This is a genomic window from Aeromonas hydrophila subsp. hydrophila ATCC 7966, from assembly GCF_000014805.1.
GTDB classification, from domain to species: domain Bacteria; phylum Pseudomonadota; class Gammaproteobacteria; order Enterobacterales; family Aeromonadaceae; genus Aeromonas; species Aeromonas hydrophila.
The window spans coordinates 2,348,834-2,373,791 of the sequence record NC_008570.1 but is presented as its reverse complement, the minus strand read 5'-3'; the positions used below and the strand labels follow the sequence as shown (position 1 = coordinate 2,373,791).

The following is a 24,958-nucleotide window of genomic DNA, read 5'->3' as shown; positions in this document are numbered from 1 at the left end:
ACCCCCTCGCACATCCGATCGCGTCAAACAGCAAGGCCCCGCCTGCGAAAGACGGGGCACTGGCCACACTTGCAACAGCCGGGCGGTGATGGCAGTCACCACCCGGCAGCCCCCTTACTTGTCCAGCTCGGCCAGATAGAGCATGGGGATCACCGCGTACATGGCGGCGCACTTGACCAGATGCTCCTTCCAGGTCTTCTCGTTCGGCGCGTGAGCTTCCGGCTCTTTACCCGGGCCAAAACCGATGACCGGGATGCCGTGACGACCCATGATGGAGACCCCGTTGGTCGAGAAGGTCCACTTGTCCACAACCGGCGCCTTGTTGAACAGCTGGGTGTACGCCTTGGAGAGGGTTTTGACCGTGATGTGATCCTCTTCCACCTTCCAGGTCGGGAAGTAGCACTCGGTCGGGTAGACCAGACCGGTGTAGGCCGGACGGTCGTACTGGTACATGGAGACCTCGGCGCCGGCGGCTTGCACCGCAGGCAGGGCGCGGATCTCGTCGAGCGCCCCTTGCCAGGTCTCGCCCCAGGTCAGACGACGGTCGATGGAGACGGCGCAGCTGTCCGCCACGGCGCAGCGGCTTGGGGAGGTGAAGAAGATCTCGGAGACGGTCAGGGTGCCCTTACCGAGGAAGTCGTCGTTGCCGAGGTTGTGGCTCAGCTCCTGCAATTCACCGAGGATCGGGCCCATTTTGAAGATGGCGTTGTCGCCGCGCTCCGGCGCGGAGCCGTGGCAGCTGACCCCCTGCACCTCCACGCGGATCTCCATGCGGCCACGCTGGCCACGGTAGATCTGGCAGTCGGTGGGTTCGGTACTGACCACGAATTCGGGGCGGATCTTGCTCTGCTCGATGATGTACTGCCAGCAGAGGCCGTCGCAATCCTCCTCCTGCACGGTGCCGGTCACCAGCAGGGTGTACTCGTCTTCCAGCCCCAGATCCTTGATGATCTTGCCGGCGTAGACCATGGAGGCCATGCCCCCTTCCTGATCGGAGGCGCCACGGCCACCGATGATCTCGTGATCTTCCATTCCCTCATAGGGATCGAAGGTCCAGTTGGCCATGTTGCCGACCCCCACGGTATCGATGTGGGCATCCATGGCGATCAGGTGCGGGCCGTGGCCGATATAGCCCAGCACGTTGCCCATGGGGTCGATCTCCACCTTGTCGAAACCGACCTTCTCCATCTCCTGCTTGATGCGCAGCACCACCCGCTCCTCATCGCAGCTCTCGCTCGGAATGGCGATCATGTCGCGCAGGAACTGAGTCATCTCGGCCTTGTACTGGTAGGCCTTCTCCAACACCATTTCAAACGGAATTTGCTTGCTCATTGTGATTCTCCATAACAACTGAGAGTGCGCGGCCTGTTCGTCGGCAGCGCCCTGTGCCCGTTACCGCGCCCCGTTGGTGAGGCGCGATCAGTTCTTCAATTCGTGTCTCTGTTCTCGCAGGGATTAGTCGCAGGCGGGGTGCTTGCCTTCCCACACCACTTCCCGGTAATGGGCCACGTCGGTGTCCCCTTCGGTATTGATCACCAGCACCACCGACTGCTCATCGAGCCCAAGCCGGGCCATCAGCGCCGCGCGATCCGGGTGGTGGCGCACCGCCGCCAGCACGCCGGTGCCGACCGAGCCGGATTCGCCGGAGATGATGCGGGGATCATCGCCAAGGGGGTTGCCGAGCACTCGCATGCCGAGCGCCGAGACCTTGTCGTGACAGGAGATGAACTGGGTGGTGCAGCCACGCAGCACCGGCCAGCCGAGGGGATTGGGCTCACCGCAGGCAAGACCGGCCATGATGGTGCGCATGTCGCCCCCCACGTTGACCATCTCCCCCGCCACGCCGGAGCGGTAGATGCAGTCGGCCTGATCCGGCTCGACGACTATGCTGTGCAGGTTCTTCGCCCCGAAGCAGTCCACCAGATAGCCGAGCACGCCGCCCGCCAGCGCCCCGACCCCGGCCTGCAGCAGCACGTGGGTGGGCTGCTTGATGCCCATGGCCTGCATCTGCTCGACCACTTCGTCGGCCAGGGTGGCGTAACCCTGCATGATCCAGGTCGGGATCTTGGTGTAACCCTCCCAGGCGGTGTCCTGCACTATGTACCAGCCGCGCTCCTCGGCCATCTTCATGGTCAGGCGCACGGTGTCGTCGTAGTTCATGTCGGTGACGATGCACTCGGCACCGAGATTGAGAATGTGGTCAACCCGCTCCTGGGCTGAGCCCTTGGGCATGTAGACCACCGCATGCTGGCCCACCTGCTTGGCGGCCCAGGCGACGCCACGACCGTGGTTGCCATCTGTGGTGGTGGCGAAGGTCATCGGCTCCTTGATGGTGCGCTTGATGAGATCGAAGGAGAAATCCTCGATGGCCACCCCGTATTTTTCACAGAGCAGGTTGGCGATGGCGTAGACGCCCCCCAGCATCTTGAAGGCATTGAGACCAAAGCGTTTTGACTCATCCTTGACCAGAATATTTTTTACCCCGATATAGGCGGCCAGATCTTTCAAATCACACAAGGGGGTTGGCTCATAACCGGCCAGTTTTTTATGAAAGGCGCGGGCCTTTTGTGCCTCGGCACGGGAAAACAGGGGCAGCGACTCACCGGTAAAGAAACGGTTATCGGCAATCTCCATCTTCAGGGAAAATTGGGACATGAATACCTCGCAAAGAGTCATCTCGCCGGGGATCATCGAGTGAAAAGCGCCCCGGGGAGAGAACCCGTGACAATAACTGCGTGATGACGACGGCCGGGCGGGACTTATTTCCCGCCCGGCCAGGCCATTATTTGACGCGTTTTTGCGCCTCTTTTATCAAGCCTTCGAGGGCGGCGCCCGGTGCCGAGAATTTACGGGCGACAATCATGGCGGCGATAATATAGGGCTTCCAGCTCGCCTCTTTATAAGTGGCGATCCGGTATTTCTCGAATACCCCTTCACTCACTTCCCCTTCCTTGCAGGAGACGCCGGAAATATCCGCCGGCAGGCAGTGCATATAGAGTGCCTCGCCCCCCTTGGTGAGGGCCATCATCTCTTCGGTGCAGTGCCAATCCTTGTGCTTGGCGTTCTGTGCCAGACAATGCTGCTCCAGCTCTTTCAGGCCGGCGTGATCGTTGGCCCGCAGCAACTCGGTGCGCTGCTCCATCACCTGATAGGGGGCCCAGGACTTGGGATAGACGATGTCGGCATCCTTGAACGCCTCTTCCATGGAGGTAACCTGGCGGAAACTGCCACCGGAGGCCTTGGCATTCTCCTTGGCCACCTCGATCACGTCCGGGATCAGGTCATACCCTTCCGGGTGGGCCAGGGTCACGTCCATGCCAAAGCGGGTCATCAGGCCGATGATGCCCTGCGGCACGGAGAGCGGCTTGCCGTAGCTGGGGGAGTAAGCCCAGGTCATCGCAATCTTCTTGCCCTTGAGGTTCTCCAGGCTGCCGAAGTGCTCCTGCAGCCAGGCGAGATCAGCCATGGACTGGGTCGGGTGATCAATGTCGCACTGCAGGTTGACCAGCGCCGGGCGCTGGGGCAGCACGCCCTTCTCGAACCCTTCGTCAAGCGCAGCGCCCACTTCACGCATGTAGGCGTTGCCGGCCCCCAGATACATGTCGTCGCGAATGCCGATGGCATCGGCGCAGAAGGAGATCATGTTGGCGGTTTCACGCACCGTCTCGCCGTGAGCAATCTGGGATTTGCCCTCGTCCAGATCCTGCTGGGTCAGGCCGAGCAGGTTGAGGGCGGAGGCGTAGGAGAAGCGGGTACGGGTGGAATTGTCACGAAACACCGAGATGCCAAGACCGGTATTGAACAGCTTGGTGGCGATGTTTTCGGCGCGCAGTCCCTTGAGGGCCTCGGCCAGTTTGAGCACCAGCGCCAGCTCCTGAGGGGTCTGCTCCCAGGTCAGCAGGAAGTCTTTTTCATGCAGGTTGGACTTGAGTTCATTGATCTCTTTGATTAACTGGTTCACTGCTTTCATCGTTAGCCCCAATCTGTTGATGAGAAATGCATTGCTCCCCTTCCACTCACAGGTCACCGAAACAAGGGCCATTGGGTGAGTTCATCGGTCAGCGTCAAATAAGGGCAATCAATAAGCGTGCCAACGCATAAATAAGCGGGAAATAACCAGAAAAGGTGTCTTGAATGTGAGCCGGCGCACAGCCTGAGGCTATATGGCGCCTCGCCAAGGCAGGTGGACCAGCATATTTTCAAGCTGATGGCTGCGCGCCACTGAAATAGCGCGGAAATAGGGTGAGAGAAGGCCAAGCCCGCCCTGATAATTATCAGTCCGGCTATCACCAGAGCCTGCCAATTGATAGAAAGCGGGGCCACATTCTCATAATGATAACGCCGCGATTGTCGGTCGCGGCGCGGTCAAGCGGGGCCGCCAGGCGACCCGCTGCGGGATCAGGCCTGCACGGCTATCTCGTACTTCTTTATCTTGCGATAGAGGGTGGCGATGCCGATCCCGAGCGCCTGGGCGGCCAGCTTCTTGTTGCCAAGGCGCAGCAGGGTCTCCTCTATCATCTGCTTTTCCATGTTCTCCAGCCCGTTTTCGCCAAGTGGCGGCGTCAATCCGCGCTCTACCTGACCGGCGGCCGGCTCTGGCAGGCTTGCCTCTGGCGATGACCAAGGCGTCCCGGTAGCCGATGCCGGGTTGGCAGCGGCAGGGCTGAGCGCAGGGTCGGCCAGCACACCATGGGAATAAGGGTCGGGCGAGAGCGGCATGCGCGCGATTTGCACGGCGCTTCGAGGCGGCTCGTCCGCCCCACTGCGCTGGTTGCGCAGGATATTGGGGGGCAGCAGGATGCTCTCGATCACTTCCCCCGCCTGCACCACGTTCACCAGGTACTCGATGAGGTTGCTGAGCTCGCGCACGTTGCCGGGCCAGCGGTAGCCCTCCAGCAGAGCCATTACCTCCGGGCTCAGCCCCGGATACAGCAGGCCGATGCGGCTGGTGTGCAGGTTGAGGAAGTAGTGGGTCAGCAGCGCCACGTCCCCCTCCCGCTCACGCAGGGGCGGCAGGTGGATGGGAATGACGTTGAGGCGATAGAAGAGATCCTCGCGAAACTTGCCCTCGGCGATGTACTGCTCCAGATGCTGGTGGGTCGCGGCTATGATGCGAATGTCCACCGGCACCGGCCGGCTGGCGCCAATGGGGGTCACCTCCCGCAGCTCCAGCACCCGCAGCAGCTTGGCCTGCATGGTGAGCGGCATGTCCCCTATCTCGTCGAGAAACAGGGTGCCCTGCTGGGCGGCCTGGATCAGCCCCTGCTTGCCGGTGCTGGAGGCGCCGGTGAAGGCCCCCTTCACGTAGCCGAACAGCTCGCTCTCGAGCAGCTGCTCCGGGATGGCGGCGCAGTTGATGGCGATGAAGGGCTTGTCGCGGCGCGGGCTGAGTCGGTGGATGGCGCGGGCCACCACCTCCTTGCCGGTGCCGCTCTCGCCGCACACCAGCACGCTGGAGGGGCTCAGGGCGATGCGATGGAGCAGCTTTTTCAGGGCCCGCATCGGCTTGCTCTCCCCGATCAGCATGCTGACTCCCTCGTCGGGCTCCAGCGGCGGGTTCGGCGTGCCGTGAGACTGGTGAAACGCCATCAGAAACAGCTGCTGGCCCTGCACGTGGTGCAGCTGGCCGATGATCAGCTCCTGGCGATCCCCCAGGGTGACGATGTGCTGCAGGTGGCCGGTCAACCCCTGCTGGGCAAAGGTGAGCGGTCGCAGCCCTATCTCGCAGCCCAGCAGCGCCTCCTGCTGGCAGTTGAGCTGCTTGAGCGCGACCTCGTTGGCGTAGAGCAGCTGGCTCTTCTCGTCTAGCAGCAGGCAGCCCTGATCCATGTGGTTCATCAGGCTCAGGAAGACCTTGTTGACCCCGTCCGACAGCCCGCGCGAGTCGAGCAGCTTGGCCACGAAGATACTGGAGATGTGCTGCACATAGTCGCACACCTCCTGCAGGTTGTTGTTGAGACGGGCCTGCTGCTCCGGATTGAAGGCCACCAGGCTGATCACCCCGATGCAGTTCTCCTCCACCATGATGGGCACCCCGAGAAAGGCCCGCTCCCGGCAGCTCTCCTTGCAACTGCACCCCTCACAGACCGGATCCTCGCTGGTGTGGGTGACGATCTTCTCGCGCTGATGCTCGATGACGTAGCGCAACAGGCGGGAGTCCCCCTCCAGCTGGCGACCGAAGAACTTGCCGTAAGGGCCGGTTCCCGCCACCCGCACCATGTTGGCGTCCACGATTTCCACTTCCAGTTGCAGCACGCTGGCCAGCATCTTGGCAAAGCGCAAAATGGTGGGCTGGATCTGCATCAACAAACATTGGTTACTGACGGACATCATGTTGTAAATCCCCTGGCTCCCACCCCGGGTGGGATTCATGCTGGCCAGATACTATGCCAATTCAACGACAGCGACTTCGCCGAGGATCACGAAAAGGGAACTTGCACCCACCCCGCATCCCGGAGTGAGAGCTGGCGCAGGCTGACCATTCTGTGCTGCCCTGAGAGTCTGTTGGTCGTATCGCTCCGGATGTCTTGCCAGAGCGCGTTGACACAAGCAATCAGGGCAGCGGCAATTTGCCCATCCAGCTAGCTGACAGTGGCCACTCGCCATATCGAACGGGCGACCATCACGGGCTTTGAAGGGGCCGACCGGCAGCAGCTGGTACCAGCCATCACCTTGGGGGGTGAGCTGCGCATCGAGCACCGCCAGCCGCTCCCCGCTGACGGGGTTGGCTTGGAGGATGGCCACGAAGGGCGCTGAGTATGGGGTCTTGGATATGTTCATGCCGCCATAGTGCGGCGGCATGAAGGGGGATGGGGTTTATGGTGGGTTAGTCATTGCACAAAAGTAAATGAATCTCAAATGATTCCAATGGGGTTACGCTTCGGTTAGCATTAGGCTAATTGCATATAAATAATGCTTTTGTAAATAACATGGAGATATCAATGAGTTTTCCTATTACTGTTACTGCCCATATTGATAGCCAAACAACCAATAATACCAGAGAGATAATTCTCCATAAGGGACTGACAACTCTAATTGGCCCAAATGGTTCAGGGAAAACACATCTTCTTCGTTCATTAAAAATGGGTCTTCAGCCATATGTAACGAATAAAAAAATACGTTTCTTATCGGCCGGGAGAATGGGCCCGCTTGAAAACTATCGCTCGGATTATGATGGACATAGAGGTACACCTCGTTTTGACCATGCAAGACTAGGAAGTTCATCAGATACAAGTATGCGGCATTCCATTGAAACGCTGACTGGAGATTTTCAAACATTATCACAACGTGCTGATATTTTAGTAAAAGTACAAGAACGCCTAAGGAAATTATTTAATAAGGATATAATACTTGACTGGGACTCTGGTGGATTAAAAGTTTCTTTTATCAACTTAGATATTCCTGAAACTCCATATTCATCAGGAAAAGAAGCATCAGGATTGATCCATTTAGTTGGTATTCTATCGGCATTGTATGATGATGAGGTTGGGGCGCTCCTTATTGATGAACCTGAAGTATCTCTTCATCCACAATTGCAATCTTTTCTTCTGCAATAGATCATTAATGCGGCTGGGCATCCCAGTGAAGGTGGCTATAAGAAAATAATAGTGATTGCAACACACTCAACAGAAATGTTTAAGATCAATACACCATCTGATCTACCATCAATCATCTTTTGTCACAGCATATCAAAACCACCAGTACAAATCCCAACAGATGCTGGCGAATTAAACAATAGAAAAGTAAAAGAACTTATCGCTCGACTAGGTCAGGAGCATAAACTCGCCCTATTCTCAAAGCGCCCCCTACTTGTGGAAGGCCCATCTGATATTTTTTATATGCAGTGCCTTATCAAATATTTTTGATATTCATCTTGAAGCGGCTGGCTCTCAACTTTTACCTGTCATAGGTAAAGGACAGATGTCAGTCGTCGCAAAACTCTTTAGGTTAATGGGCAAAGAACCAGTAGCCTTGGTTGATGCTGATGGTATTGCAGATGGAACAGCTCTCGTCAGTGGTTACTTAGTGGAGAATACATATGCTGATGAACTTGCAAGTGATTTTGGGGCTGCCACGGCAAATGATATGGCAACAGATATTTACAATGATTTCTGCAGACTTGTTACCAATGAATGGAATAGCATAGCCATATTAGCAGCACAACATCCATACTGGATTAACAAATCTCAAGATGATGATCTTATAGTTTCAAAACGCAGAGCAACATTCTGTACACTTTTTACACATGAAGATCAGCTGCTGCCCCAACAATTCCTTTCCATAAAAAGAAGACTTACAGCACTTTTAAATATTTTGGAAAAAAGTGGTCTCTTTATTCTTAGGAAAGGGTCTATTGAATCATATTACTTAACATCAGATCAAAATACCTCTATAGGTAAACCGAATGCTGCTATTGATGAAATTGACGCATTCTACAGCATTAACAAATCAGATTTAACAACGTCATATGGAGATGTTATTAGATGTATTACTCATGCTGCAATGACTCAAAAAATAAGTGAGGCCGAAGCACTAAGAGCACTAATCCTTGCCATCGTATCTCCTGCACATGAGGTGTTTAAGAGCGATCCTACATCAACTCACTTCAATGCTTTAGCTAGGTCAATCCTTGGCGGACGTTCAGAAATGTTTGATCTAGCAGTTAAAAATGACAGACTCATCGTTGCTATTAAAAGTAATATCCTTGACGTTGATAGCTTCCCTGTTGAACTTAGCAGGGATGACAGTGTACCTCAAGTTATTAACAGAGCTCTAGGTATCACTTCTTAATAAACAGACCTGCAGTCTTCAGTGAAGTGCTATCTGCAACATGACAGCACTTCACTTTTAGCCAAGTGTTTTACATCGCCGATTTGTAGCTGAGTCTAATATCACCAAGTAATTAGCACTCCATTGAATTACTCGCTTTACATTCACCCCAAACCACGCTATCAATTGATTGCCGCTGTATCGTAAGGTGAGCGGTGTAAGGCTGATCCGGTTGTGCCGGTCAGTACCCGCTCTGAGTCTATGCAGGCCGACGGGACTTCAACTTGAACCGAAGTCCGTCCGGCTATTATCCAATCCATCCCGTCACGGACTTCAATATCAAACTGATTGAGGTCACGACCATGGGTAACATCGCCAAACAACGCCATCAGGCTGCCGTTCGTCAATCCTTTCACTGCTTCTATTGCGGACTGCCAATGTGGGAAGCCTCCCCTGCCGCACTGATGCATCAATACCGCCTCACCCCTGCCGAAGCCCGGCTATTGCAGTGCACGGGGGAACATCTGCAGCCACGCGGCGAAGGTGGCTCGAACCAGCCCGCCAATATCGTGGCCGCCTGTCAGTACTGCAACAGCACCCGCCACAAAACCCCCAAGGTGCTATCCCCTGAGCAATATCAGAAAAAAGTACGGGCGCGGGTGGGTAAAGGGGGCTGGTTTCCTAAAGGGATCACCAGCAAGGTCAAGGGGAGCAAAACCAATGGTGTTTAAGGCTGTTCAACCGCGCCAATGGCCAACACCTTGCTATCGGGCTGACCATCCGCTCTGGCGGGTAACACGAGTGCAAGGCCGTAGGTTAGATTAACGAAATGTAATCGGACTTTCGTGGCAGCAATAAAAAGGATGCCCTCAGGCGTCCTTTTTATTGCTGAACAGGATCAACTGCCCAGATGCAGGGCCAGCCAGACTGCCAGCGGTATCACCAGGACCGAGAGCGCATTGCCACCGAGCACGATGCTGGCCACCTTCTCGGGCTGGCACTGGTACTGCTCGCACAGCATGTAGTTGAGCACCGCCGGTGGCAGCGCCACCGACAGCATCAGCAGCGGGATCCAGGCCGGCTGCAGCGGCAACAGCCAGACCGCCAGCCCTAGGGAGATGCCGCCGGCCAGCAGATAGAGCAGGTTGCACTTGAGGGCGAGCCCCAGGTGATCCAGCTCCCCTTCCATCAGCCGGATACCGAGGGCAAACAACATCAGCGGCACCGAGATCTGGCCGAGCAAAGAGGCGCTGGTCACCAGGTATTCGGGCAGCGGAATGTGCAGATTGGCCACCAGCAGGCCGGCCAGGGCGGCCCACAGCACAGGGCTTTTCAGCCAGAGCCAGCGGGAGGTGTTGGCCGAGAGAATGAACATGCCCACCGAGAAGTGGAGCAGGTTGGAGAGCACGAACAGTATGATGATGGCGCCCAGCTGCTGCTCGCCAAAGGCCAGCACCATCAGCGGAATGCCGAGGTTGCCGGTGTTGCGAAACATGGCGGGCAGGATCAGGGCCGGTCGGCTGATGCTGCGAAGCCTGAGCAGGGAGAGCAGCAACCCCGGCAGCAGGATCACCAAGGCCCCCGCCGCGATGAGCGAGAGGTGGGCCATCAGATCCAGCGGGTATTTGACCAGCGCCGAGAACACCAGCGCCGGGGTAAAGAGCTCGATATTGGCCCGATTGACGTAACCCAGCGCGCCGCCCGGACGCAACCTGCCGTAGAGGGCGCCGAGCCCCACCACCGCAAACACCGGAATGACGATATTGAGCAGCGCGCTGAACATGGGCGAGTCCTTTACAGTTCGCGGGCGGGGGTTCCCATCAGCAGCACGGGATCCAGGGTCACTTCCTGGCGGCCGTTGCTCACCCAGAGCTGGCCGTCGGAGATGGTGCAGGTGAGCTGCATGGTGCGCTCCACCATCTCGGTCAGCGGCAGGGTCTGGCTGTCGGAGAGCTCAATCACGGTCAGGTTGTCGTGCAGGCCGAGTTTGCCCTGGTTTTGCTTCCACCAGACGCTGGTGCCACGGCCGCCGTAGAGGTAGAGCACCACATGACGGGAGCGGTTGCACGCCTTCTTGAGACGGCGCTCGTCGGGCTGACCGAGTTCGATCCAGAGTTCAATCTCGTCGGAATAGTTCTTGCGCCAGAGTTCCGGCTCGTCATCGGCAGAGAGGCCCTTGGTGAACTCCAGTCGCTCGGCAGCGTGCCAGGCGAAGGCCGCCAGCCGGATCATCATCCGCTCGTCAGTCTCGGATGGGTGACGGGCCAGGGTGAGAGAGAAGTCCTGATACAGATTGCGATCCATGTCGGACAGGCTGAGCTGAGCCTTGAATACGGTTGCCTTGAGAGCCATAGAAAACCTTGAATACCTTGGGAAGCGGGCCGAAACGAAAAACTGCGCGCCAGTGTAATCAAAATCGGCGGCCGGTTCGACCTCAAGCAGCACACATTTGGCCCCAGGAGCGCAGATAACTGCCTGCCAAGGCTCAAAAAACAAATGCCAGTCCGAAGACTGGCATTTGGCGGTATGAACGAAAGAAGCGGATCACTTCTCGGCGGACTTGACCCCGAAGGCATTGAGCAGCAGGCAGCAGGTCACTGCCACCGCCACAAACCCGCTCAGGAAGATAAAGGGCATGGCCCCGTATCCCAATACAGTCCAGATGGTTTGTTCAAGCAGACTCATTATGTGTCCTTCATCCAGTGAAATGGGTGTCCCTTTCGTGACGGGGTTATCCCCCCGTTCCTGATGATGCTATTTGACCCCAACCAGCGCCTGAGTCCTATGCCACCAAAGTAATAAATAGGGGGCTAGTTTGAGTTGGATCAACAATTTATCCCTTACCGAGGAAAAATATGGACGGGATTCAACCAGTTGTCAGCCTGCGGCCCCTGCATTTTCCATCCAAGCGCCAAAAAGAAGGAGGCGACCCCGGGGTCGCCTCCTTGTCGGTTGGCCAATTGCCGCGAGCGGCGCACGCTCAATAGAAGCGCTGCTGCTCCGCTGCCATCGCCTTGAGGCGATCGCAGGGGGCGAAGCGGTCGCCGTAGCGCTTCTGGTAGTGCTCAAGGCGCCCCACCAGATGCTCGATGCCGAGGCTGTCCATGTAGCGGAACGGGCCACCCAGGAACGGCGGGAAGCCGATGCCGAAGATGGCGCCGATGTCGCCATCGCGAGCCGAGGCCACCACGCCGCTGTCCAGCGCCATGGCCGCTTCGTTGAGCATCATCAACACGCAGCGCTCGGCCAGCTCCGTCTTGGCCAGCTTGGCCTGGGGCGAGATGCCGAGCACACCGTAGACGCTCTCGTCCACCATCTTCTTGCCCTCTTTGCCGGTGAGCTTGCTGCGCGGGGCCGCCTTGCCGTAGAGGTAGAAGCCCTTGCCGTTCTTGCGCCCCTTGCGATCGTTTTGCAGCAGCTTGTTAAAGGCCGCCGGGGCCTGGAACTGCTCGCCCCCCAGCTCTTTTTCGAGGATCGGGGAGATCTTGGCACCCACGTCGATCCCCACCTCGTCCAGCAGGGTGATGGGGCCGACCGGGAAGCCGAAATCGAGCAGGGCACCGTCCAGCACCTCCACCGGCTCCCCTTCCAGCACCAGGCGCGCCGCCTCGTTCATGTAGGGGGCCAGGATGCGGTTGACGTAGAAGCCCGCCTCGTCCTTGACCACGATGGGGGTCTTGCCCTGGGCGCGAGCAAAGGCCAGGGTGGTAGCGACCGTCTCGGCACTGGTGCCGGCGTGGGGGATGATCTCCGCCAGCGGCATCTTGTCCACCGGGCTGAAGTAGTGCAGCCCCACCACCCGCTCCGGGTGCGCCGCCACCGAGGCGATCTGGTGGATAGGCAGAGAGGAGGTGTTGGAGGCGAACACGGTGTGCTCGCCACACTCGCGCTCCACGTCCTTCACCATCTGGTGCTTGAGGGAAAGATCTTCGAACACCGCCTCCACCACCATGTCGACCCGGTGGAAACCGGAGTAGTCGAGGGTGCCGGTCAGCAGGCTCATCTGCTTCTCAAGCTCGCTGCGCAGCAGTTGGCGGCGCTTGAGCTTCTTGGCCAGGATGTCGTAGCTGTAGCGCATGGCATTGCCGATGCCGCTGCTGGCCACGTCCTTGATCCGCACCGGCACGCCTGCCTTGGTGGCGGTGACGAAGGCGATGCCGCCCCCCATCAGACCACCGCCCAGCACGGCGGCATGACCCACCTTGCGCGGCTCGGCCCCCTGATAGGTGACCTCCTTCTTCATCTCGGTGGTGGCAAAGAAGATGGAGCGCAGGGCGGCGGACTCAGCAGTCATCACCAGCTCGCCAAAGTGGCGGGATTCGGCGGCAAGGCCGGCCTGCATCCCCTCTTCCACCCCGATGCGCACCACTTCCAGGATCAGATCCGGGGCCGGGTAGTTGCCGCGGGTCTTCGCCTTCACCCCCTTGCGGGCCTGATCGAACAGCACCTTGCGGCCAAGCTTGTTGGTCTCCAGCAGCTTGCCCTGCAGATCCCGCTTGAGCTCGTGACGGGGCTTGCCCTTCTTGGCCAACTTGATGGCGGCGTCCAGCAGGATGGAGGGCGGCACCACGTCGTCCACCAGCCCCAGTTTCTTGGCCTGCTTGGCCCGCACCTGCTTGCCGGTCAGCATCAGATCGAGCGCCTTGGCCACCCCGATGAGGCGCGGCAGACGCTGGGTCCCGCCGGAGCCCGGCAGCAAGCCCAGTTGCACCTCGGGCAGGCCGAGCACCGTCTTGCCGTGATCGGTGACCACCCGGCCATGGCAGGCCAGCGCCAGCTCCAGCCCGCCGCCGAGGCAGGGGCCGTGAATGGCGGCGATCACCGGGATCGGCAGCGACTCGATCTCGGCGAAGATCACCTGCCCTTCCCGCGACAGCGTCTCGGCATCCTTGGCGCTGGTACAGGCCGCCAGCATGCTGATGTCGGCGCCGGCGATGAAGGAGTCCTTCTTGCCGGAGACCACCACCAGGCCGATCAGCTCTTTATTGGCTTTCACCTCGGCCAGCACCGCGCGGATCTCCTCCACAAAGGCGGCCTTGAGGGTATTCATGCTCTCGCCCGGCACATCCATGGTGAGAATGCCGATGCCATCCTGGCGCACCGCCAGGGAAAAAGTCTTCTCGCTCATCACTCTACCTCCAACACCATGGCCACGCCGAGACCACCCGCCGCACAGGCGGTGTTAAGCCCCAATCCCCCACCCCGGCGCCGCAGCTCGTGCAGGGTCTGGGTGATCATCCGCGCACCGGTCGCGGCAAAGGGGTGACCAAAGGCCAGCGAGCCACCGAGGACGTTGAATTTGTCCATGTCCACCTCGCCGATGGCCTGATCGCGACCCAGCTTGCTCTGGGCAAACTCTTTGCTGGCAAACATCTTGAGGTTGGCCAGGGTCTGGGCGGCAAAGGCCTCGTGCATGTCGATCAAAGTGAGATCGCTGAGCGTGATGCCGGCACGGTCCAGCGCCAGCGGGGTGGCGTAGGAGGGGCCCATCAGCATGTCCTGCCACACGTCGATGGCAGAAAACGCGAAACTGCGGATGTAGCCGAGTGGCTCGAGGCCCAGCTCGCGGGCCCGCCCTTCGCGCATCAGCAGCACGGCGGCGGCGCCGTCGGTGAGCGGAGTGGCGTTGGCGGCGGTGACGGAGCCGTGGACACGATCAAACACCGGCTTGAGCTTGGCATAGCTCGCCAGATCCGAGCTTTCGCGGATGTTGTTGTCTCGCTCCAGCGGCGCCTTGTAGGGCGGCACGTGGGCGGTAAACACCTCGCCACTCAACTTGCCATCGGCCCAGGCCTGTGCGGCCAGGGTATGGGAGCGGTGCGCCAGCGCATCTTGCGCCTCGCGGCTGATCTGGTGGCTCTTGGCCATCTGCTCGGCGGTCTGCCCCATGGAGAGACCGGTGGAGTACTCGGCCACGGCGGGCGGCACCGGCAGCAGATCCTTGACCCGCAACTGGCGCAGGATATTGAAACGCTGCTGCAGATTGCGCGCCTTGTTGAGATCCACCAGGGCGCGGGCCAGCTTCTTGCTCACCCCGATGGGCAGCACGGAGGAGGAGTCGGCGCCGCCGGCGATGGCGATGTCCACCGTGCCGGCCATGATGGATTCGGTGACGTTGGCAACGGCCTGGAAACTGGTGGCGCAGGCGCGCGACACGCTATAGGCATCGGTGCTGACACTCATGCCGGTGCCGAGCACGATCTCGCGGGCTATGTTGGGGGCTTCCGGCATCTGTACCACCTGGCCGAACACCAGCTGGTCGATGAGCTTGGGATCGAGATCGGTGCGAGCGAGCATCTCGCTCACCACCAGTTTGCCCAGATCCACCGCAGGCACGCCGTGAAAGGCGGTGGCCTGCTTGGCAAAGGGAGTGCGCAAACCCGCCACGACGGCAATCCGTTCGCCCTGGCGAGTCGTCAGTTTCAATGGCTCTTTCATCCTGGCTCCTTGGTTAAACGAGAAGACTAAAGGGAGAGGTCTGACCTCATTGCGCCACATCTTAACAATCCACTCACAAATTTCATACGGCTGATTGAAACTAAATTGCCGCCATCTTGGCCCCCTCCCTCGCCCTTGTGCGCCAACTGGAGTATAAAAAGATCAACTTCTATGAAAACAACGGGTTTATTGCATGGCAGCGGCCGAGTTCAGACAGCTTGGGGACTATCTGGGTAGTCAAATTCTGGGACAGGGCCCCCTCATCGAGGGGCTGCTGATCGCCCTGTTATGTGAAGGACATGTGTTGATCGAAGGCGCCCCCGGTCTTGCCAAGACCCGGGCCGTCAAGGCGCTGGCCGGCGCGGTGGAGGGGCGCTTCACCCGCATCCAGTTCACCCCCGACCTGCTGCCTGCCGATCTCACCGGCAGCGAGGTGTTTCATCCCCAGGATGCCAGCTTCGTGTTTCAGCCCGGTCCCCTCTTCAACCACCTGGTGCTGGCGGACGAGATCAACCGGGCGCCGGCCAAGGTGCAGTCCGCCCTCTTGGAGGCGATGGCCGAGCATCAGATCACGGTGGGCAAGAAGAGCTGGCGCCTGTCGCCGCTCTTTATGGTGGCCGCCACGCAAAACCCGATAGAACAAGAGGGGACCTATCCCCTGCCGGAGGCCCAGCTCGATCGCTTCTTGCTCAAGCTGCTGGTGGACTACCCGAGCCCCGCCATGGAGCTGGCCATCCTCCAACTCAACGCCCGCGGCGACACCCTGCCAACACCGCCGCTCACCCTGAGCCAGGCCGATCTGCTGGCGGCCCGCAGCGCGGTGCAGGCGGTGCAGATGCAGGGGCGCCTCGAGCACTATCTGGTGCAGCTGGTCTGCGCCACCCGACCGGGCAGCGGCCTGTGCCCGGAACTCGAACCCCTGGTCGCGGTGGGCGCCAGCCCCAGGGCCAGCATAGGTCTGGCCAGAGCAGCTCGCGCCAGGGCCTGGCTGGCCGGACGGGATTTCGTGCTGCCCGAAGACATTCAACAGCTGGCGCCGGCCGTGCTGCGCCATCGCCTCATTCCCAGTTATCAGGCGCTGGCGGACAACCTCGACAACGAGGCGCTCATCACCCTGCTGCTGGATGCGATCCCATGCCCCTGAGCCCGCTCGTTTCCTCTGTGCGGGCCCTGCTGCCATGACGAGCGCCGCCGATCCCCTCGCCCATCCCGATATCGCCCTGCCGCTTGCCAGACTGCTGGCGATCAGGCTGTGGGCCCGGCAGGGGCCGCGCTCGCGCATTCAACCGGTGGCGCAGGGCCGGCTTGGCCGCACGCCGGGGCTCACCTTTCGCGAGCTGCGCGCCTATCAGGCCGGCGACGAGGTGCGCCACATCGACTGGCGGGTGACCGCCCGCCTCGGTCGCCCCTATACCCGGCTCTACAGCGAGGAGCAGGATCAGGCCCACTGGCTGCTGCTCGATCTCTCCCCGGCCATGTACTTCGGCTCTTGCCACCAGCTCAAGGCACGCCTGGGCTGCGAGCTGGCTGCCGCCCTGCTCTGGCAAGGTGAAAAGCAGGCCAATACTCTGATCTGCCACGGTGTGGAGCCGCATCTGCAACACCAGCGCGGCCCCCTGGTGCCCTTGCTGGAGGCCCTCTGCCACCACTACCGGCTGGGGTTGGCGCGCACGCCGCCCCCCCACGCCCTGGCCCATACCCTGGCCCGGCTCAACCTGCCCCACGGTGCCAGACTGACTCTGATCACCGATCACAGCCCTCTCGACGAGGCGCTCTGCCGCCAGTTGCAACTGCTCGGCCGGCGCCACGACCTGCATTGCTGGCAAATTCGGGATCCACTGGAGGCAGCCCTGCCGGCCCAGGGCCGCCTGGCAGTGCGCGCCGGCCAGCAGAGTGGCTGGCTCGAGGCTGGCGAACCGGGGTTCGCCTGGCGCTATCAAGAGGCTGCCGAACAGCTGGCCCGCCAGAGCCATCAGCAACTGCTGCCGCTGGTGCAGCGCCTCTACCGGCTCGACAACGGCCAGCCGCTGCAACGCCAGTGGCAGGAGGGGGCATGCCGTCAATTCTGAACTGGCTCGCCAGCGCCGTGCCGGGCAGCAGCGTCCACACTTCCCCGCTGGCGGCCCAGCTGCGCGACATTCACCCCGGCCCGCCGCTGCAGCTGGCCTCTGATCCCCGCCTGCTGGGCTGGTGGTGGCTGCTGATCGCGCTGCTGGTCGGCGCCATGATCATCCTCGGCGTGCAGAGCCTGCTGCGTTATCACCGCTGGCGGCGACAGCTCGACTGGCAGTCCCCCGACCTGGTGCCCCAGCTGCAAGCCGTGTTGCGCGAGGCCGTGCTGCCCCGCTGGCCCGAGGCGGCCGCATTGCAGGACGCGCCCTGGCTCGTCTTTCTTGATTCTCTGGGGCTCGATGCTCTGGGGGGCAGCCGCTTTCGCGAGCTGGCCCCGCACTGGTCTGCCTGGCTCTACGGCGGTCAAAGCCCGGATGCGCAGCAGCGTCAGGCGCTGCGCCGGGCCTACCTCGCCTGGGGACGTAGCTGCATCTGCCCGCCAGCCTGGTTGCTGGACCTGCGCACTCGCTGGCGGCGGGGGCGAACCTGCACCAGCGACGCGCACGTCGGGAGAGAGCCATGATCCTCGCCTGGCCCTGGTTTGCCCTGGCGCTGGTGCTGCCGCTGCTGGTGCGCTTTGGTCTGCCCCCCCGCCCCCGCAGCGCACATGATCCTGGCGTATTGACCCATGCCGGCTTTCCCCTGCTGCGCCCCCATGCCGGCCAGCCCCTGTGGCGGATGGCGCTGTGCTGGTGCGCCCTGGTGCTGGCGCTCTGCCGCCCCCAGTGGCAGGAGTCGCCTCAGGTAAGCTATCAGAGCAGCCGGGATCTCATCCTGGCGGTGGATCTTTCCGACAGCATGCGCACCCAGGACATGCTGGATGAAGGGGAGCAAAAAGACCGGCTCAGCGCGGTGCGCCAGCAGATAGACAGGCTCATCGCCGCCCGCCCCGGCGATCGTATCGCCCTCATCGTGTTCGCCGATCACGCCTACCTGCTCTCGCCCCTGACCCAGGAGACCAACGCCCTGCTCGGTCTGACCCGCGAGCTCGATTTCGAGCTGGTGGGACGCACCACCGCCCTCGGCGAGGCCATCCTGCTTGCGCGCCAGCACAAGGCCCCCGAACGCTCCACCGCCCTGTTGCTGGTCACCGACGGGCGCAATACCGCCGGCAGCGCCGATCCCCTGCGCGAGGCCAAGCAGGCCGCCGCCGCAGGCATTCGCCTCTATACCCTGGGGGTGGGCGCCGATCCGGATACCTTTGCCGAGGCGATGACCCCAGCGCAGACCCCGGCCCAGAGCGACCCCAGTGCCGAGCTGGACGAAGCCCTCTTGCAGCAACTGGCCGAGGTGGGCCATGGCCGTTACTTCCGGGCGCGCACCCAGGGGGATCTCGAGGCCATCAATCAGGCGCTGGATACCCTGGAGCCCGTCGCCACCGCGCAGACCCGCTATCGCCCCAACCAGGAGCTCTACCCCTGGCCACTGGCGCTGGCCTGGCTGCTGCTGAGCTGGCCCGCCCGATTGCACTGGCCGGCGCGGCTGACCCGCAAAGCCACTCTGCCTGACAGTCCGTCCCGAGGCGCCCCATGATGGAACTCACTCTGCTGCGCCCGCTCTGGTTGCTGGCCCTGCTGCCCTGGCTGTGGCAGGGATGGCGCCGTCGTCGCCAGGCCCCGCTGCTGACCCCCGCCATGCAGGCCTATCTGCTGCCGGGGCAGCGGCGCCACTTTCCCTGGCTCTGGCTGGCCTGCCTGCCGCTGATCCTGGCCTTGAGCGGCCCGGCCCTGCGCCAGCAGAGCCAGAGCGTTCCCAGCCCGGCCCTCGACATCTGGCTGCTGGATCTCTCCCGCTCCATGCTGGCCACCGATCTGCTGCCAGACCGGGCCACCCGGGTGCGGGTACTGCTGCAGGATCTATTGGCTGACCGAGCACAGCAGGAAGCGGCCCATCCCATCGCCCTCATCCTGTTTGCCGGGGATGCCTACCTCGCCATGCCGCCGACCCGGGATCACCAGGCCCTCGCCCTGCTGCTGCCCGACCTGCGCCCGGCCATCATGCCAAGGCAAGGCAGCGCGCCCGAGCGTGCGGTGGCGCTGGCACTCAAGCAGATCCCCGCCGGCCAGCAGGCCCGCCTGCTGCTGATCACCGATGACCTGACCGCCCGTCAGGCCGAGCGGATCAAGGCGGTGTGGCCCTGCCAGGGCAGCCTCTTTTGCCACGCCCAGGTACAAGCGCGCCTCGACGTCTTGCTGGTCAACAGCGGCCAGGCCAGTCGCCTGCCCGCCACCATAGGCGGTGGCTTCGGCCGTGCCCTGCCGGCACCCGACGTGGTTACCCTGCAACAGTTGGCCGGCGATCTCGGCGGTCAACTGCAGTGGCTGCAACAGGGGGCGCCACGCTTTGCCCCCCTGCCCATGAGCCAGACCACAGGTGCCCACCAGGCCATGGATCTCGGCCCCTGGCTGCTGCTGCCCCTGCTGCCGCTGGCCCTGCTGGCCCGTATCGGCACCCTCTGGCTGGTGCTGGTGGGGACGCTCTTGCTGACGCCACCCTCTCTGCAGGCCAGCCCGGCGCCAACGGCCATCCCGCCTGCTGCCCATGACAATCAGGCCTGGCAGGCCTTCTTGCAAAAGCGCTATCAGGAGGCCGCCCGCACCTTTGCGGATCCCGTCTGGCAGGGCAATGCCTGGTATCGGGCTGGCGACTACGCCAAGGCGGCCGCCGCCTATGGCCTGGCCAGCACGGCCACTGCCCACTACAACCGGGGCAATGCCCTGGTGCAGCTCGGTCAGCTGGCGGCCGCCGAGCAGGCCTATCTGGCGGCGCTGGCGCTGGAACCCAGCCATCAGGATGCGCGCTACAACCTGACCTTGCTGCGCGCCCTGCCGCCCGAGGCAAGCCCACAGGCGCAGGACCCCAAGCCCATCGATGCCCCCGAGCAGGCCGCCCCCCCGGATGCTCCCCTGCCTCCGTCACCTCCCGTCCTGCTGCTGGAGCAGCGGCTGCGCAAGGAAGATCAGCGCAGGCGCGAGCAGGAGGCCGACCGTGGCCTCGCCCCTGGCACTCTGAAAGGAGAGGATCCCTGGTGAGCCGCCTCTTCGCCCCTTGCCATGCCCTGTGCCTGTTGCTGCTCTGGCTGATGACGGCGCAGGTTTTTGCCGCCCCACCCCGGGCCGAGCTGCTGCCGGGGGCCGATCGCCGCGACTGGTTGCTGATCATCGAAGCGGACGGCGAGCGCCAGAGCAGTGAGCTCGCCATCACCCCCCTGCTGCGTCAGTTCGCGGTGGGCAAGGTGACCATGAGCCGGGTCAGAACCCCGCAGCAGAGCCTGACCCGCTGGCAGATCCCCCTGCACCTGCTGGATACCAGCCCGCAGCAGGTGCCGGCCCTGTCACTGGGGGCGGAGCAGGCTCCGTCCATCCCCTTTCCACCGCGCAGCGAAGCCGGCAACCTGGCGCCAGCCCCTACCATCTCCCCCATCGAACTGCAGGCCCGGGTGCTGCAACAGGGGCCGCTCTACCCCGGCCAGCCGTTTGTCTATCAGCTCAGCCTTTGGCTACCGGCCAACATGGAGGCCCCCAACCTCACCGAGCCGGCCAGCGATGCCTTCACCATTCGCCGCCTCGGCAACGATCAGTGGCAACCACCGGCAAGCCCCGGCCTGCCCGGCCGCCTGACCCGCAGCTGGCTGCTGCAGGCCAAAGAAGCGGGGCGCCATCCGCTGGAGTCCCCCCGCTTTCAGGGGCGTTTGGCGCAAGATGACGGCGGCAGTGATCCGCTCTCGGCCCGGGCGGCCACCCTGTTCGTGCAGATCGACGAGCCCCCGCTGCAACCGGTGGCGAGCCAGCTCACCCTGAGCCAGCGGCTGGATCCGCCGACGGCGGCCAGAGCGGGTGAGCCGGTGATCCGCACCCTGACCCTCAGCCTGGAGGGGGGGGATGGCAATCGCCTCAATCTGGCACGCTTGCTCGGCTCATCCGGCCTGCCCGCCGGCATCCGGGCCAGGCCGGATGGGGAGCAGCAGCAGGAGCGCTACCTCGCCAAGGGGACGCTGCGCTTCGAGCGCGAGTGGCGCCAGGCTTTGACCGTGGACGAACCCGGTGACTACCTGCTGCCCGCCATCGAGCTGGCCTGGTTCAACACCCAGCGCGGGCGCATCGAATACGCTCGGCTGCCCGCCACGCCCCTGCACATCGCCGCAAGCACGCAGGCGCCGCCGGCGCAGGATGGGCCTAATGACGAGAGCCTGCGGTGGGTCATCTGGGCTCTGCTGCTGCGGGCCTGCTGGCGCCACGGGCCGCGCTGGCACGCCTTCTATCGCCTGCAACAGGCACTGTGTCGGGCCGATGCCGAGCAGGCCCGGGCCCGCTTGCTGGCGTGGGCCCGCCTGCGCTGGTCACTGCCCCATCCCCGCCTCGATGCCTTGCCCTGTCGCCGCGATCCCGCCCTGGTGCCCCACTTTGCCGCCCTGGAGCGCGCCTGCTTCGCTACCGTATCCCCTGCTGGGAGACACCCGCAAACCTGGGCGGACTTTGCCAGCGCCCTATGCGGCCACGAAACTTTTGCGATAGCCTATGGCCTCAGGCAAATGGCCAGGATCGGTTGATCCTGGCCTTCATTCAAATAAGGAAGCCCAGCGATGGCTTTAGGTTTTTTCAGAAAAAAAGGTGCCACGGTCGGAAAGGATCCCACGACCTCCCCGGTCTATGGAGGCATGGCAGACAAACAAACCAAATACGAAGCCTTGGTACATGCCCTGCACGGGGACATCTACCGTTACGCCTACTGGCTGTGCCGGGATCCGCAAGTGGCGGAAGATCTGGTGCAGGAGACCTTTCTGCGCGCCTGGAAGAGCATCGACTCCCTGCTCGACGACAAGGCCGCCAAGGCCTGGCTCATCACCATACTGCGGCGGGAAAATGCACGCCGCTTCGAGCGCAAGCAGTTTGACCTCGTCGATCTCGACGAGCATCCCCAGAGCGATCAGGAGGCACTGCACAGCGAGCAGGAGATGGAGAACGAGTGGCTCAGACGCCACATCTCCCGCCTGCCGGCCGAATATCAGGAACCCCTGCTGCTGCAGGTGCTGGGGGGCTTTAGCGGCGACGAGATCGCGGCGCAGCTGGGGCTCAACAAGAACACCGTCATGACTCGCCTGTTTCGGGCCCGCAACCAGATAAAAGAGGCCATGGAGTCAACGACCCAACAGAGAGGACACACCAATGGATGAGCTGGAATTTCGCCGTCGGGCCATAGCCCATCCACATGAGCAGGATCCCGCGTTTCTCGAGCAGGCCCAGCGCTCCCCCGCCAATCGCAAGCATCTGGACGAGATGAAGCAGCTCGATCGCAGCCTGCAGCGAGCGATGGAGGTCGAGGTGCCGGCCGGGCTGGCCGAGCGCATCCTGCTCAGACAGGCGCTGGAAGCCGATCAGCCGCAGGTGGTTCCCCTGCCGGTGCGACCGCGCAGCAACTGGCGTGCGCTGGCGATGGCTGCCTCGGTCGCCTTCCTGCTCGGCATGAGCACCCGCTGGCTGAGCTGGCCGCTGGCCGCTCCCGACGAGCTCTCGCTGGCCCAGGTCGCCATGGCCCATGTCTATGGCGAGGAGCCCTTCATCAAGGATGTGGACGAGCAGGTGAGCCTGCGCACCATCAACGCCAAGATGGAGAAATATGGCGCCACCCTGATGGGCATGCAGGGGCTGAAGATCACCTATGTCAACCACTGCTCCTTCTATCAGGGGCCGGCGCTGCACATGGTATTGCAGGGCAAGATGGGCCCGGTCACCCTGTTCCTGGTGCCCAAGCACGTACCACTCACCCTGCAGCCCACCTTTGAAGATGGGCAGCTCAAGGGCGAGATCCTGCAACTCAAGGGGGCCAACATGGTGCTGATCGGTGAGATGGAAGAGCCGCTGGCGCCGGTGGCAGAGCAGCTGGAATCCCGGTTGCACTGGTCGATTTAACAGGCATTAACCCAATCTTGACTCGCCTCGTAGCGGATCAAGCCAACGGGCAGACCAATCAGGTTGGCTGCCCGTTTATCTCCTTTCCCGTCACGATTCTCCCCTATTCGCCACTCATTCCCCGCAAATACCCAAAAATATTTTTGTGATGCAGATCGCTGTATGTGAGTGTTTTTTATCCAATTAATGGTAAAAGAGACTATTTAAGCGGCAAATTCAAACAAATGATTAACACTCTGGAAACTTTTATGTATTCTGCTGTCACTGGTCTGATTTCTTACCTCCTACCAGATCCATAGAATCACGCCAGAATTGAATGGGAAGAAGCTGAAATAACAACAGATCTTGTCACATACAGAGGCAAAATAGCCCTGATGCCGACGGAAAATCTGCCTACAAGAGAGAACACTATGACAACTGCCTTTTTCAAAAAGAGCCTGATCGCTGCCGCCGTCACCCTGGCCAGTACCCAAACCTTCGCCGCCGCGTTCCAATTGAACGAACACTCAGCCTCCGGCCTGGGTCGTGCGTATGCAGGGGAAGCCGCCGTGGCGGACAACGCCTCCGTGTTGTCCCGCAACCCGGCAGCCATGACCCAGTTTGACAAGATGGCGTTCTCTGTTTCCGGTACCTATATCAAGCCGGACGTGGATGTAAATGGTGACATCTATGCAGGCTCCGCCAAGATGGCCGGTGCCAGCGAAAGCGGCATCGCGCCGAGCGCCTTCGTGCCTGCCACCTACTTCATCCAGCCGCTGAACGACCAGTGGGCCTGGGGTATCGGCCTGTTCTCCAACTACGGTCTGGCCACCGAGTACACCGAGAACTTCAACGGTGGCTCCATTGCCGGCAACACCGAACTGCTCACCTTCAACATCAACCCGAACATCGCCTACCGCGTCAACCAGCACTTCAGCGTCGGCGCCGGTCTGAACCTGGTCTATGCCAAGGCTGAACTGAACCGCCGCGCCGGTGTACTGGCCGCCGTGCCGCCGCTGAGCAGCGTACCGGGTATCGGCAAGGACACCATCGTCAGCCACCTGAAGGGTGACGACTGGGGTTACGGCTGGAACGTGGGCACCATGTATGAAGTGAACGAGAACAACCGCTTCGCGCTGACCTATCGCTCCCAGGTAGACCTGAAGTTCAAGGGTGACTATCAGGGCACCTCTTCCGGCTTCAAGACCGTCGGTGGTGAACTGCCGCTGGATCTGCCGGCCCAGGCCGAGTTCGCCGGTTACCACCGTCTGAACCAGCAGTTTGCCGTGCACTACTCCGTCAACTGGACCGACTGGAGCGCCTTCCAGGAGCTCAAAGCCACCAGCGGTCAGTGCAACAGCACCGACGGTGCCGGCGTCTGCCTCTACAAGCCGGAGAAGTTCAAGGACTCCACCCGTTACTCTCTGGGCGGTACCTGGTACGTCAACCCGTCCTGGGAAGCTCGTATCGGCTTTGCCTACGACAACACCCCGATCGAACCGGAATACCGCAGCCTGAGCATCCCGGATTCCGACCGCGTATGGTATAGCGCTGGTGCCACCTACCACATCGACAAAGACATGAGTGTCGACTTCGGCATGGCCTATCTGGACGGCAAGAAAGTGGACGTCAACGAGAAGCTGGTCGAAAGCAACGAAGCCCTGCGCTGGAAAGGCACCTCCCACGGCAACGCCTTCCTCGCTTCCGCTCAGTTCAACATGAAGTTCTGATAATCAGCGAATTGACCAGAG

22 protein-coding genes are annotated in these 24,958 nt (G+C 61.5%); 13 read left to right on the top strand and 9 right to left on the bottom strand.

Annotation, left to right across the window (positions count from 1 at the left end; all coding sequences use genetic code 11):
• Window positions 1-114: 114 nt before the first annotated feature.
• The 4 genes from AHA_RS10960 to AHA_RS10945 form a co-directional block, all read right to left on the bottom strand.
• Window positions 115-1,332: a YgeY family selenium metabolism-linked hydrolase gene (locus AHA_RS10960; protein WP_005301172.1), complete on the bottom strand. Its 1,218-nt coding sequence runs from the start codon at window positions 1,330-1,332 to the stop codon at window positions 115-117.
• Between the two features lie 123 nt (window positions 1,333-1,455).
• Window positions 1,456-2,655: a diaminopropionate ammonia-lyase gene (gene dpaL, locus AHA_RS10955; RefSeq protein ID WP_011706020.1), complete on the bottom strand. Its 1,200-nt coding sequence runs from the start codon at window positions 2,653-2,655 to the stop codon at window positions 1,456-1,458.
• Window positions 2,656-2,782: 127 nt separating this feature from the next.
• A complete protein-coding gene (ygeW, locus tag AHA_RS10950; RefSeq protein WP_011706019.1) occupies window positions 2,783-3,970 on the bottom strand; it encodes a knotted carbamoyltransferase YgeW in 1,188 nt (395 codons plus the stop codon).
• A 428-nt stretch (window positions 3,971-4,398) separates the two neighbouring features.
• On the bottom strand, window positions 4,399-6,333 hold the full coding sequence (locus AHA_RS10945) for a sigma 54-interacting transcriptional regulator (RefSeq protein WP_011706018.1): 1,935 nt from the start codon (window positions 6,331-6,333) through the stop codon (window positions 4,399-4,401).
• Window positions 6,334-6,591: 258 nt separating this feature from the next.
• Here AHA_RS10945 and AHA_RS10940 point away from each other — a divergent pair, with 258 nt between their 5' ends.
• The 4 genes from AHA_RS10940 to AHA_RS10930 all read left to right on the top strand — a co-directional run bounded on the left by AHA_RS10940 (window position 6,592) and on the right by AHA_RS10930 (window position 9,500).
• On the top strand, window positions 6,592-6,756 hold the full coding sequence (locus AHA_RS10940; protein ID WP_164927641.1) for a hypothetical protein: 165 nt from the start codon (window positions 6,592-6,594) through the stop codon (window positions 6,754-6,756).
• 185 nt (window positions 6,757-6,941) lie between these two features.
• Window positions 6,942-7,556 (top strand): AAA family ATPase, encoded by a 615-nt coding sequence (locus AHA_RS21780; RefSeq protein ID WP_139348870.1) that lies wholly within the window; start codon window positions 6,942-6,944, stop codon window positions 7,554-7,556.
• A 253-nt stretch (window positions 7,557-7,809) separates the two neighbouring features.
• On the top strand, window positions 7,810-8,790 hold the full coding sequence (locus tag AHA_RS21775; RefSeq protein ID WP_011706016.1) for a toprim domain-containing protein: 981 nt from the start codon (window positions 7,810-7,812) through the stop codon (window positions 8,788-8,790).
• A gap of 263 nt (window positions 8,791-9,053) precedes the next feature.
• A complete protein-coding gene (locus AHA_RS10930) occupies window positions 9,054-9,500 on the top strand; it encodes an HNH endonuclease (RefSeq protein WP_237701995.1) in 447 nt (148 codons plus the stop codon).
• A gap of 167 nt (window positions 9,501-9,667) precedes the next feature.
• Here the strand turns inward: AHA_RS10930 and AHA_RS10925 are convergent, their stop codons facing one another.
• The 5 genes from AHA_RS10925 to fadI form a co-directional block, all read right to left on the bottom strand.
• Window positions 9,668-10,552: an AEC family transporter gene (locus AHA_RS10925; protein WP_011706015.1), complete on the bottom strand. Its 885-nt coding sequence runs from the start codon at window positions 10,550-10,552 to the stop codon at window positions 9,668-9,670.
• An 11-nt stretch (window positions 10,553-10,563) separates the two neighbouring features.
• Window positions 10,564-11,121, bottom strand: a complete 558-nt coding sequence (locus AHA_RS10920; protein ID WP_016350817.1) for a YaeQ family protein — start codon at window positions 11,119-11,121, stop codon at window positions 10,564-10,566.
• Window positions 11,122-11,313: 192 nt separating this feature from the next.
• Window positions 11,314-11,454 (bottom strand): TIGR02808 family protein, encoded by a 141-nt coding sequence (locus tag AHA_RS10915; protein ID WP_005301193.1) that lies wholly within the window; start codon window positions 11,452-11,454, stop codon window positions 11,314-11,316.
• Between the two features lie 295 nt (window positions 11,455-11,749).
• Window positions 11,750-13,897, bottom strand: coding sequence for a fatty acid oxidation complex subunit alpha FadJ (fadJ, locus tag AHA_RS10910; protein ID WP_011706013.1), 2,148 nt, complete (start codon window positions 13,895-13,897; stop codon window positions 11,750-11,752).
• Window positions 13,897-15,207 (bottom strand): acetyl-CoA C-acyltransferase FadI, encoded by a 1,311-nt coding sequence (gene fadI / locus AHA_RS10905; protein WP_011706012.1) that lies wholly within the window; start codon window positions 15,205-15,207, stop codon window positions 13,897-13,899. The genes fadJ and fadI overlap by 1 nt, the downstream gene beginning before the upstream one ends.
• A gap of 193 nt (window positions 15,208-15,400) precedes the next feature.
• Between fadI and AHA_RS10900 the strand changes: the two genes are divergently transcribed.
• The 9 genes from AHA_RS10900 to AHA_RS10860 all read left to right on the top strand — a co-directional run bounded on the left by AHA_RS10900 (window position 15,401) and on the right by AHA_RS10860 (window position 24,937).
• Window positions 15,401-16,351, top strand: a complete 951-nt coding sequence (locus AHA_RS10900; protein ID WP_011706011.1) for an AAA family ATPase — start codon at window positions 15,401-15,403, stop codon at window positions 16,349-16,351.
• A gap of 34 nt (window positions 16,352-16,385) precedes the next feature.
• Window positions 16,386-17,276, top strand: a complete 891-nt coding sequence (locus AHA_RS10895) for a DUF58 domain-containing protein (protein ID WP_164927640.1) — start codon at window positions 16,386-16,388, stop codon at window positions 17,274-17,276.
• Window positions 17,261-17,842 (top strand): DUF4381 family protein, encoded by a 582-nt coding sequence (locus AHA_RS10890; RefSeq protein ID WP_115586413.1) that lies wholly within the window; start codon window positions 17,261-17,263, stop codon window positions 17,840-17,842. The genes AHA_RS10895 and AHA_RS10890 overlap by 16 nt, the downstream gene beginning before the upstream one ends.
• Window positions 17,839-18,852 (top strand): VWA domain-containing protein, encoded by a 1,014-nt coding sequence (locus AHA_RS10885; RefSeq protein WP_011706009.1) that lies wholly within the window; start codon window positions 17,839-17,841, stop codon window positions 18,850-18,852. The genes AHA_RS10890 and AHA_RS10885 overlap by 4 nt, the downstream gene beginning before the upstream one ends.
• Window positions 18,852-20,351 (top strand): tetratricopeptide repeat protein, encoded by a 1,500-nt coding sequence (locus tag AHA_RS10880; RefSeq protein WP_011706008.1) that lies wholly within the window; start codon window positions 18,852-18,854, stop codon window positions 20,349-20,351. Before AHA_RS10885 ends, AHA_RS10880 begins: the two co-directional genes overlap by 1 nt.
• Window positions 20,348-21,868 carry a BatD family protein gene (locus tag AHA_RS10875; RefSeq protein ID WP_011706007.1) on the top strand — a complete coding sequence of 507 codons (1,521 nt, stop codon included), beginning with the start codon at window positions 20,348-20,350 and terminating at the stop codon, window positions 21,866-21,868. The genes AHA_RS10880 and AHA_RS10875 overlap by 4 nt, the downstream gene beginning before the upstream one ends.
• A 33-nt stretch (window positions 21,869-21,901) precedes the next feature.
• Window positions 21,902-22,492: a sigma-70 family RNA polymerase sigma factor gene (locus tag AHA_RS10870; protein ID WP_011706006.1), complete on the top strand. Its 591-nt coding sequence runs from the start codon at window positions 21,902-21,904 to the stop codon at window positions 22,490-22,492.
• Complete coding sequence (locus AHA_RS10865) at window positions 22,485-23,228, top strand: DUF3379 domain-containing protein (RefSeq protein WP_011706005.1); 744 nt, start codon at window positions 22,485-22,487, stop codon at window positions 23,226-23,228. Before AHA_RS10870 ends, AHA_RS10865 begins: the two co-directional genes overlap by 8 nt.
• A gap of 410 nt (window positions 23,229-23,638) precedes the next feature.
• Window positions 23,639-24,937, top strand: a complete 1,299-nt coding sequence (locus AHA_RS10860; RefSeq protein ID WP_011706004.1) for an outer membrane protein transport protein — start codon at window positions 23,639-23,641, stop codon at window positions 24,935-24,937.
• Window positions 24,938-24,958 lie beyond the last annotated feature (21 nt).

What these genes read in the sequence shown, in the direction of transcription:
- AHA_RS10885 (WP_011706009.1), top strand. Translation starts at nt 17,839, where the DNA reads ATGATCCTCGCCTGGCCCTGGTTTGCCCTGGCGCTGGTGCTGCCGCTG.
- AHA_RS10895 (WP_164927640.1), top strand. Translation starts at nt 16,386, where the DNA reads ATGACGAGCGCCGCCGATCCCCTCGCCCATCCCGATATCGCCCTGCCG.
- ygeW (WP_011706019.1), bottom strand. Translation starts at nt 3,970, where the DNA reads ATGAAAGCAGTGAACCAGTTAATCAAAGAGATCAATGAACTCAAGTCC.
- fadI (WP_011706012.1), bottom strand. Translation starts at nt 15,207, where the DNA reads ATGAAAGAGCCATTGAAACTGACGACTCGCCAGGGCGAACGGATTGCC.
- AHA_RS10900 (WP_011706011.1), top strand. Translation starts at nt 15,401, where the DNA reads ATGGCAGCGGCCGAGTTCAGACAGCTTGGGGACTATCTGGGTAGTCAA.
- fadJ (WP_011706013.1), bottom strand. Translation starts at nt 13,897, where the DNA reads ATGAGCGAGAAGACTTTTTCCCTGGCGGTGCGCCAGGATGGCATCGGC.
- AHA_RS10915 (WP_005301193.1), bottom strand. Translation starts at nt 11,454, where the DNA reads ATGAGTCTGCTTGAACAAACCATCTGGACTGTATTGGGATACGGGGCC.
- AHA_RS10870 (WP_011706006.1), top strand. Translation starts at nt 21,902, where the DNA reads ATGGCTTTAGGTTTTTTCAGAAAAAAAGGTGCCACGGTCGGAAAGGAT.
- AHA_RS10925 (WP_011706015.1), bottom strand. Translation starts at nt 10,552, where the DNA reads ATGTTCAGCGCGCTGCTCAATATCGTCATTCCGGTGTTTGCGGTGGTG.
- AHA_RS10920 (WP_016350817.1), bottom strand. Translation starts at nt 11,121, where the DNA reads ATGGCTCTCAAGGCAACCGTATTCAAGGCTCAGCTCAGCCTGTCCGAC.
- AHA_RS10945 (WP_011706018.1), bottom strand. Translation starts at nt 6,333, where the DNA reads ATGATGTCCGTCAGTAACCAATGTTTGTTGATGCAGATCCAGCCCACC.
- AHA_RS10890 (WP_115586413.1), top strand. Translation starts at nt 17,261, where the DNA reads ATGCCGTCAATTCTGAACTGGCTCGCCAGCGCCGTGCCGGGCAGCAGC.
- AHA_RS10865 (WP_011706005.1), top strand. Translation starts at nt 22,485, where the DNA reads ATGGATGAGCTGGAATTTCGCCGTCGGGCCATAGCCCATCCACATGAG.
- AHA_RS10860 (WP_011706004.1), top strand. Translation starts at nt 23,639, where the DNA reads ATGACAACTGCCTTTTTCAAAAAGAGCCTGATCGCTGCCGCCGTCACC.
- AHA_RS10880 (WP_011706008.1), top strand. Translation starts at nt 18,852, where the DNA reads ATGGAACTCACTCTGCTGCGCCCGCTCTGGTTGCTGGCCCTGCTGCCC.
- AHA_RS10960 (WP_005301172.1), bottom strand. Translation starts at nt 1,332, where the DNA reads ATGAGCAAGCAAATTCCGTTTGAAATGGTGTTGGAGAAGGCCTACCAG.
- dpaL (WP_011706020.1), bottom strand. Translation starts at nt 2,655, where the DNA reads ATGTCCCAATTTTCCCTGAAGATGGAGATTGCCGATAACCGTTTCTTT.
- AHA_RS21780 (WP_139348870.1), top strand. Translation starts at nt 6,942, where the DNA reads ATGAGTTTTCCTATTACTGTTACTGCCCATATTGATAGCCAAACAACC.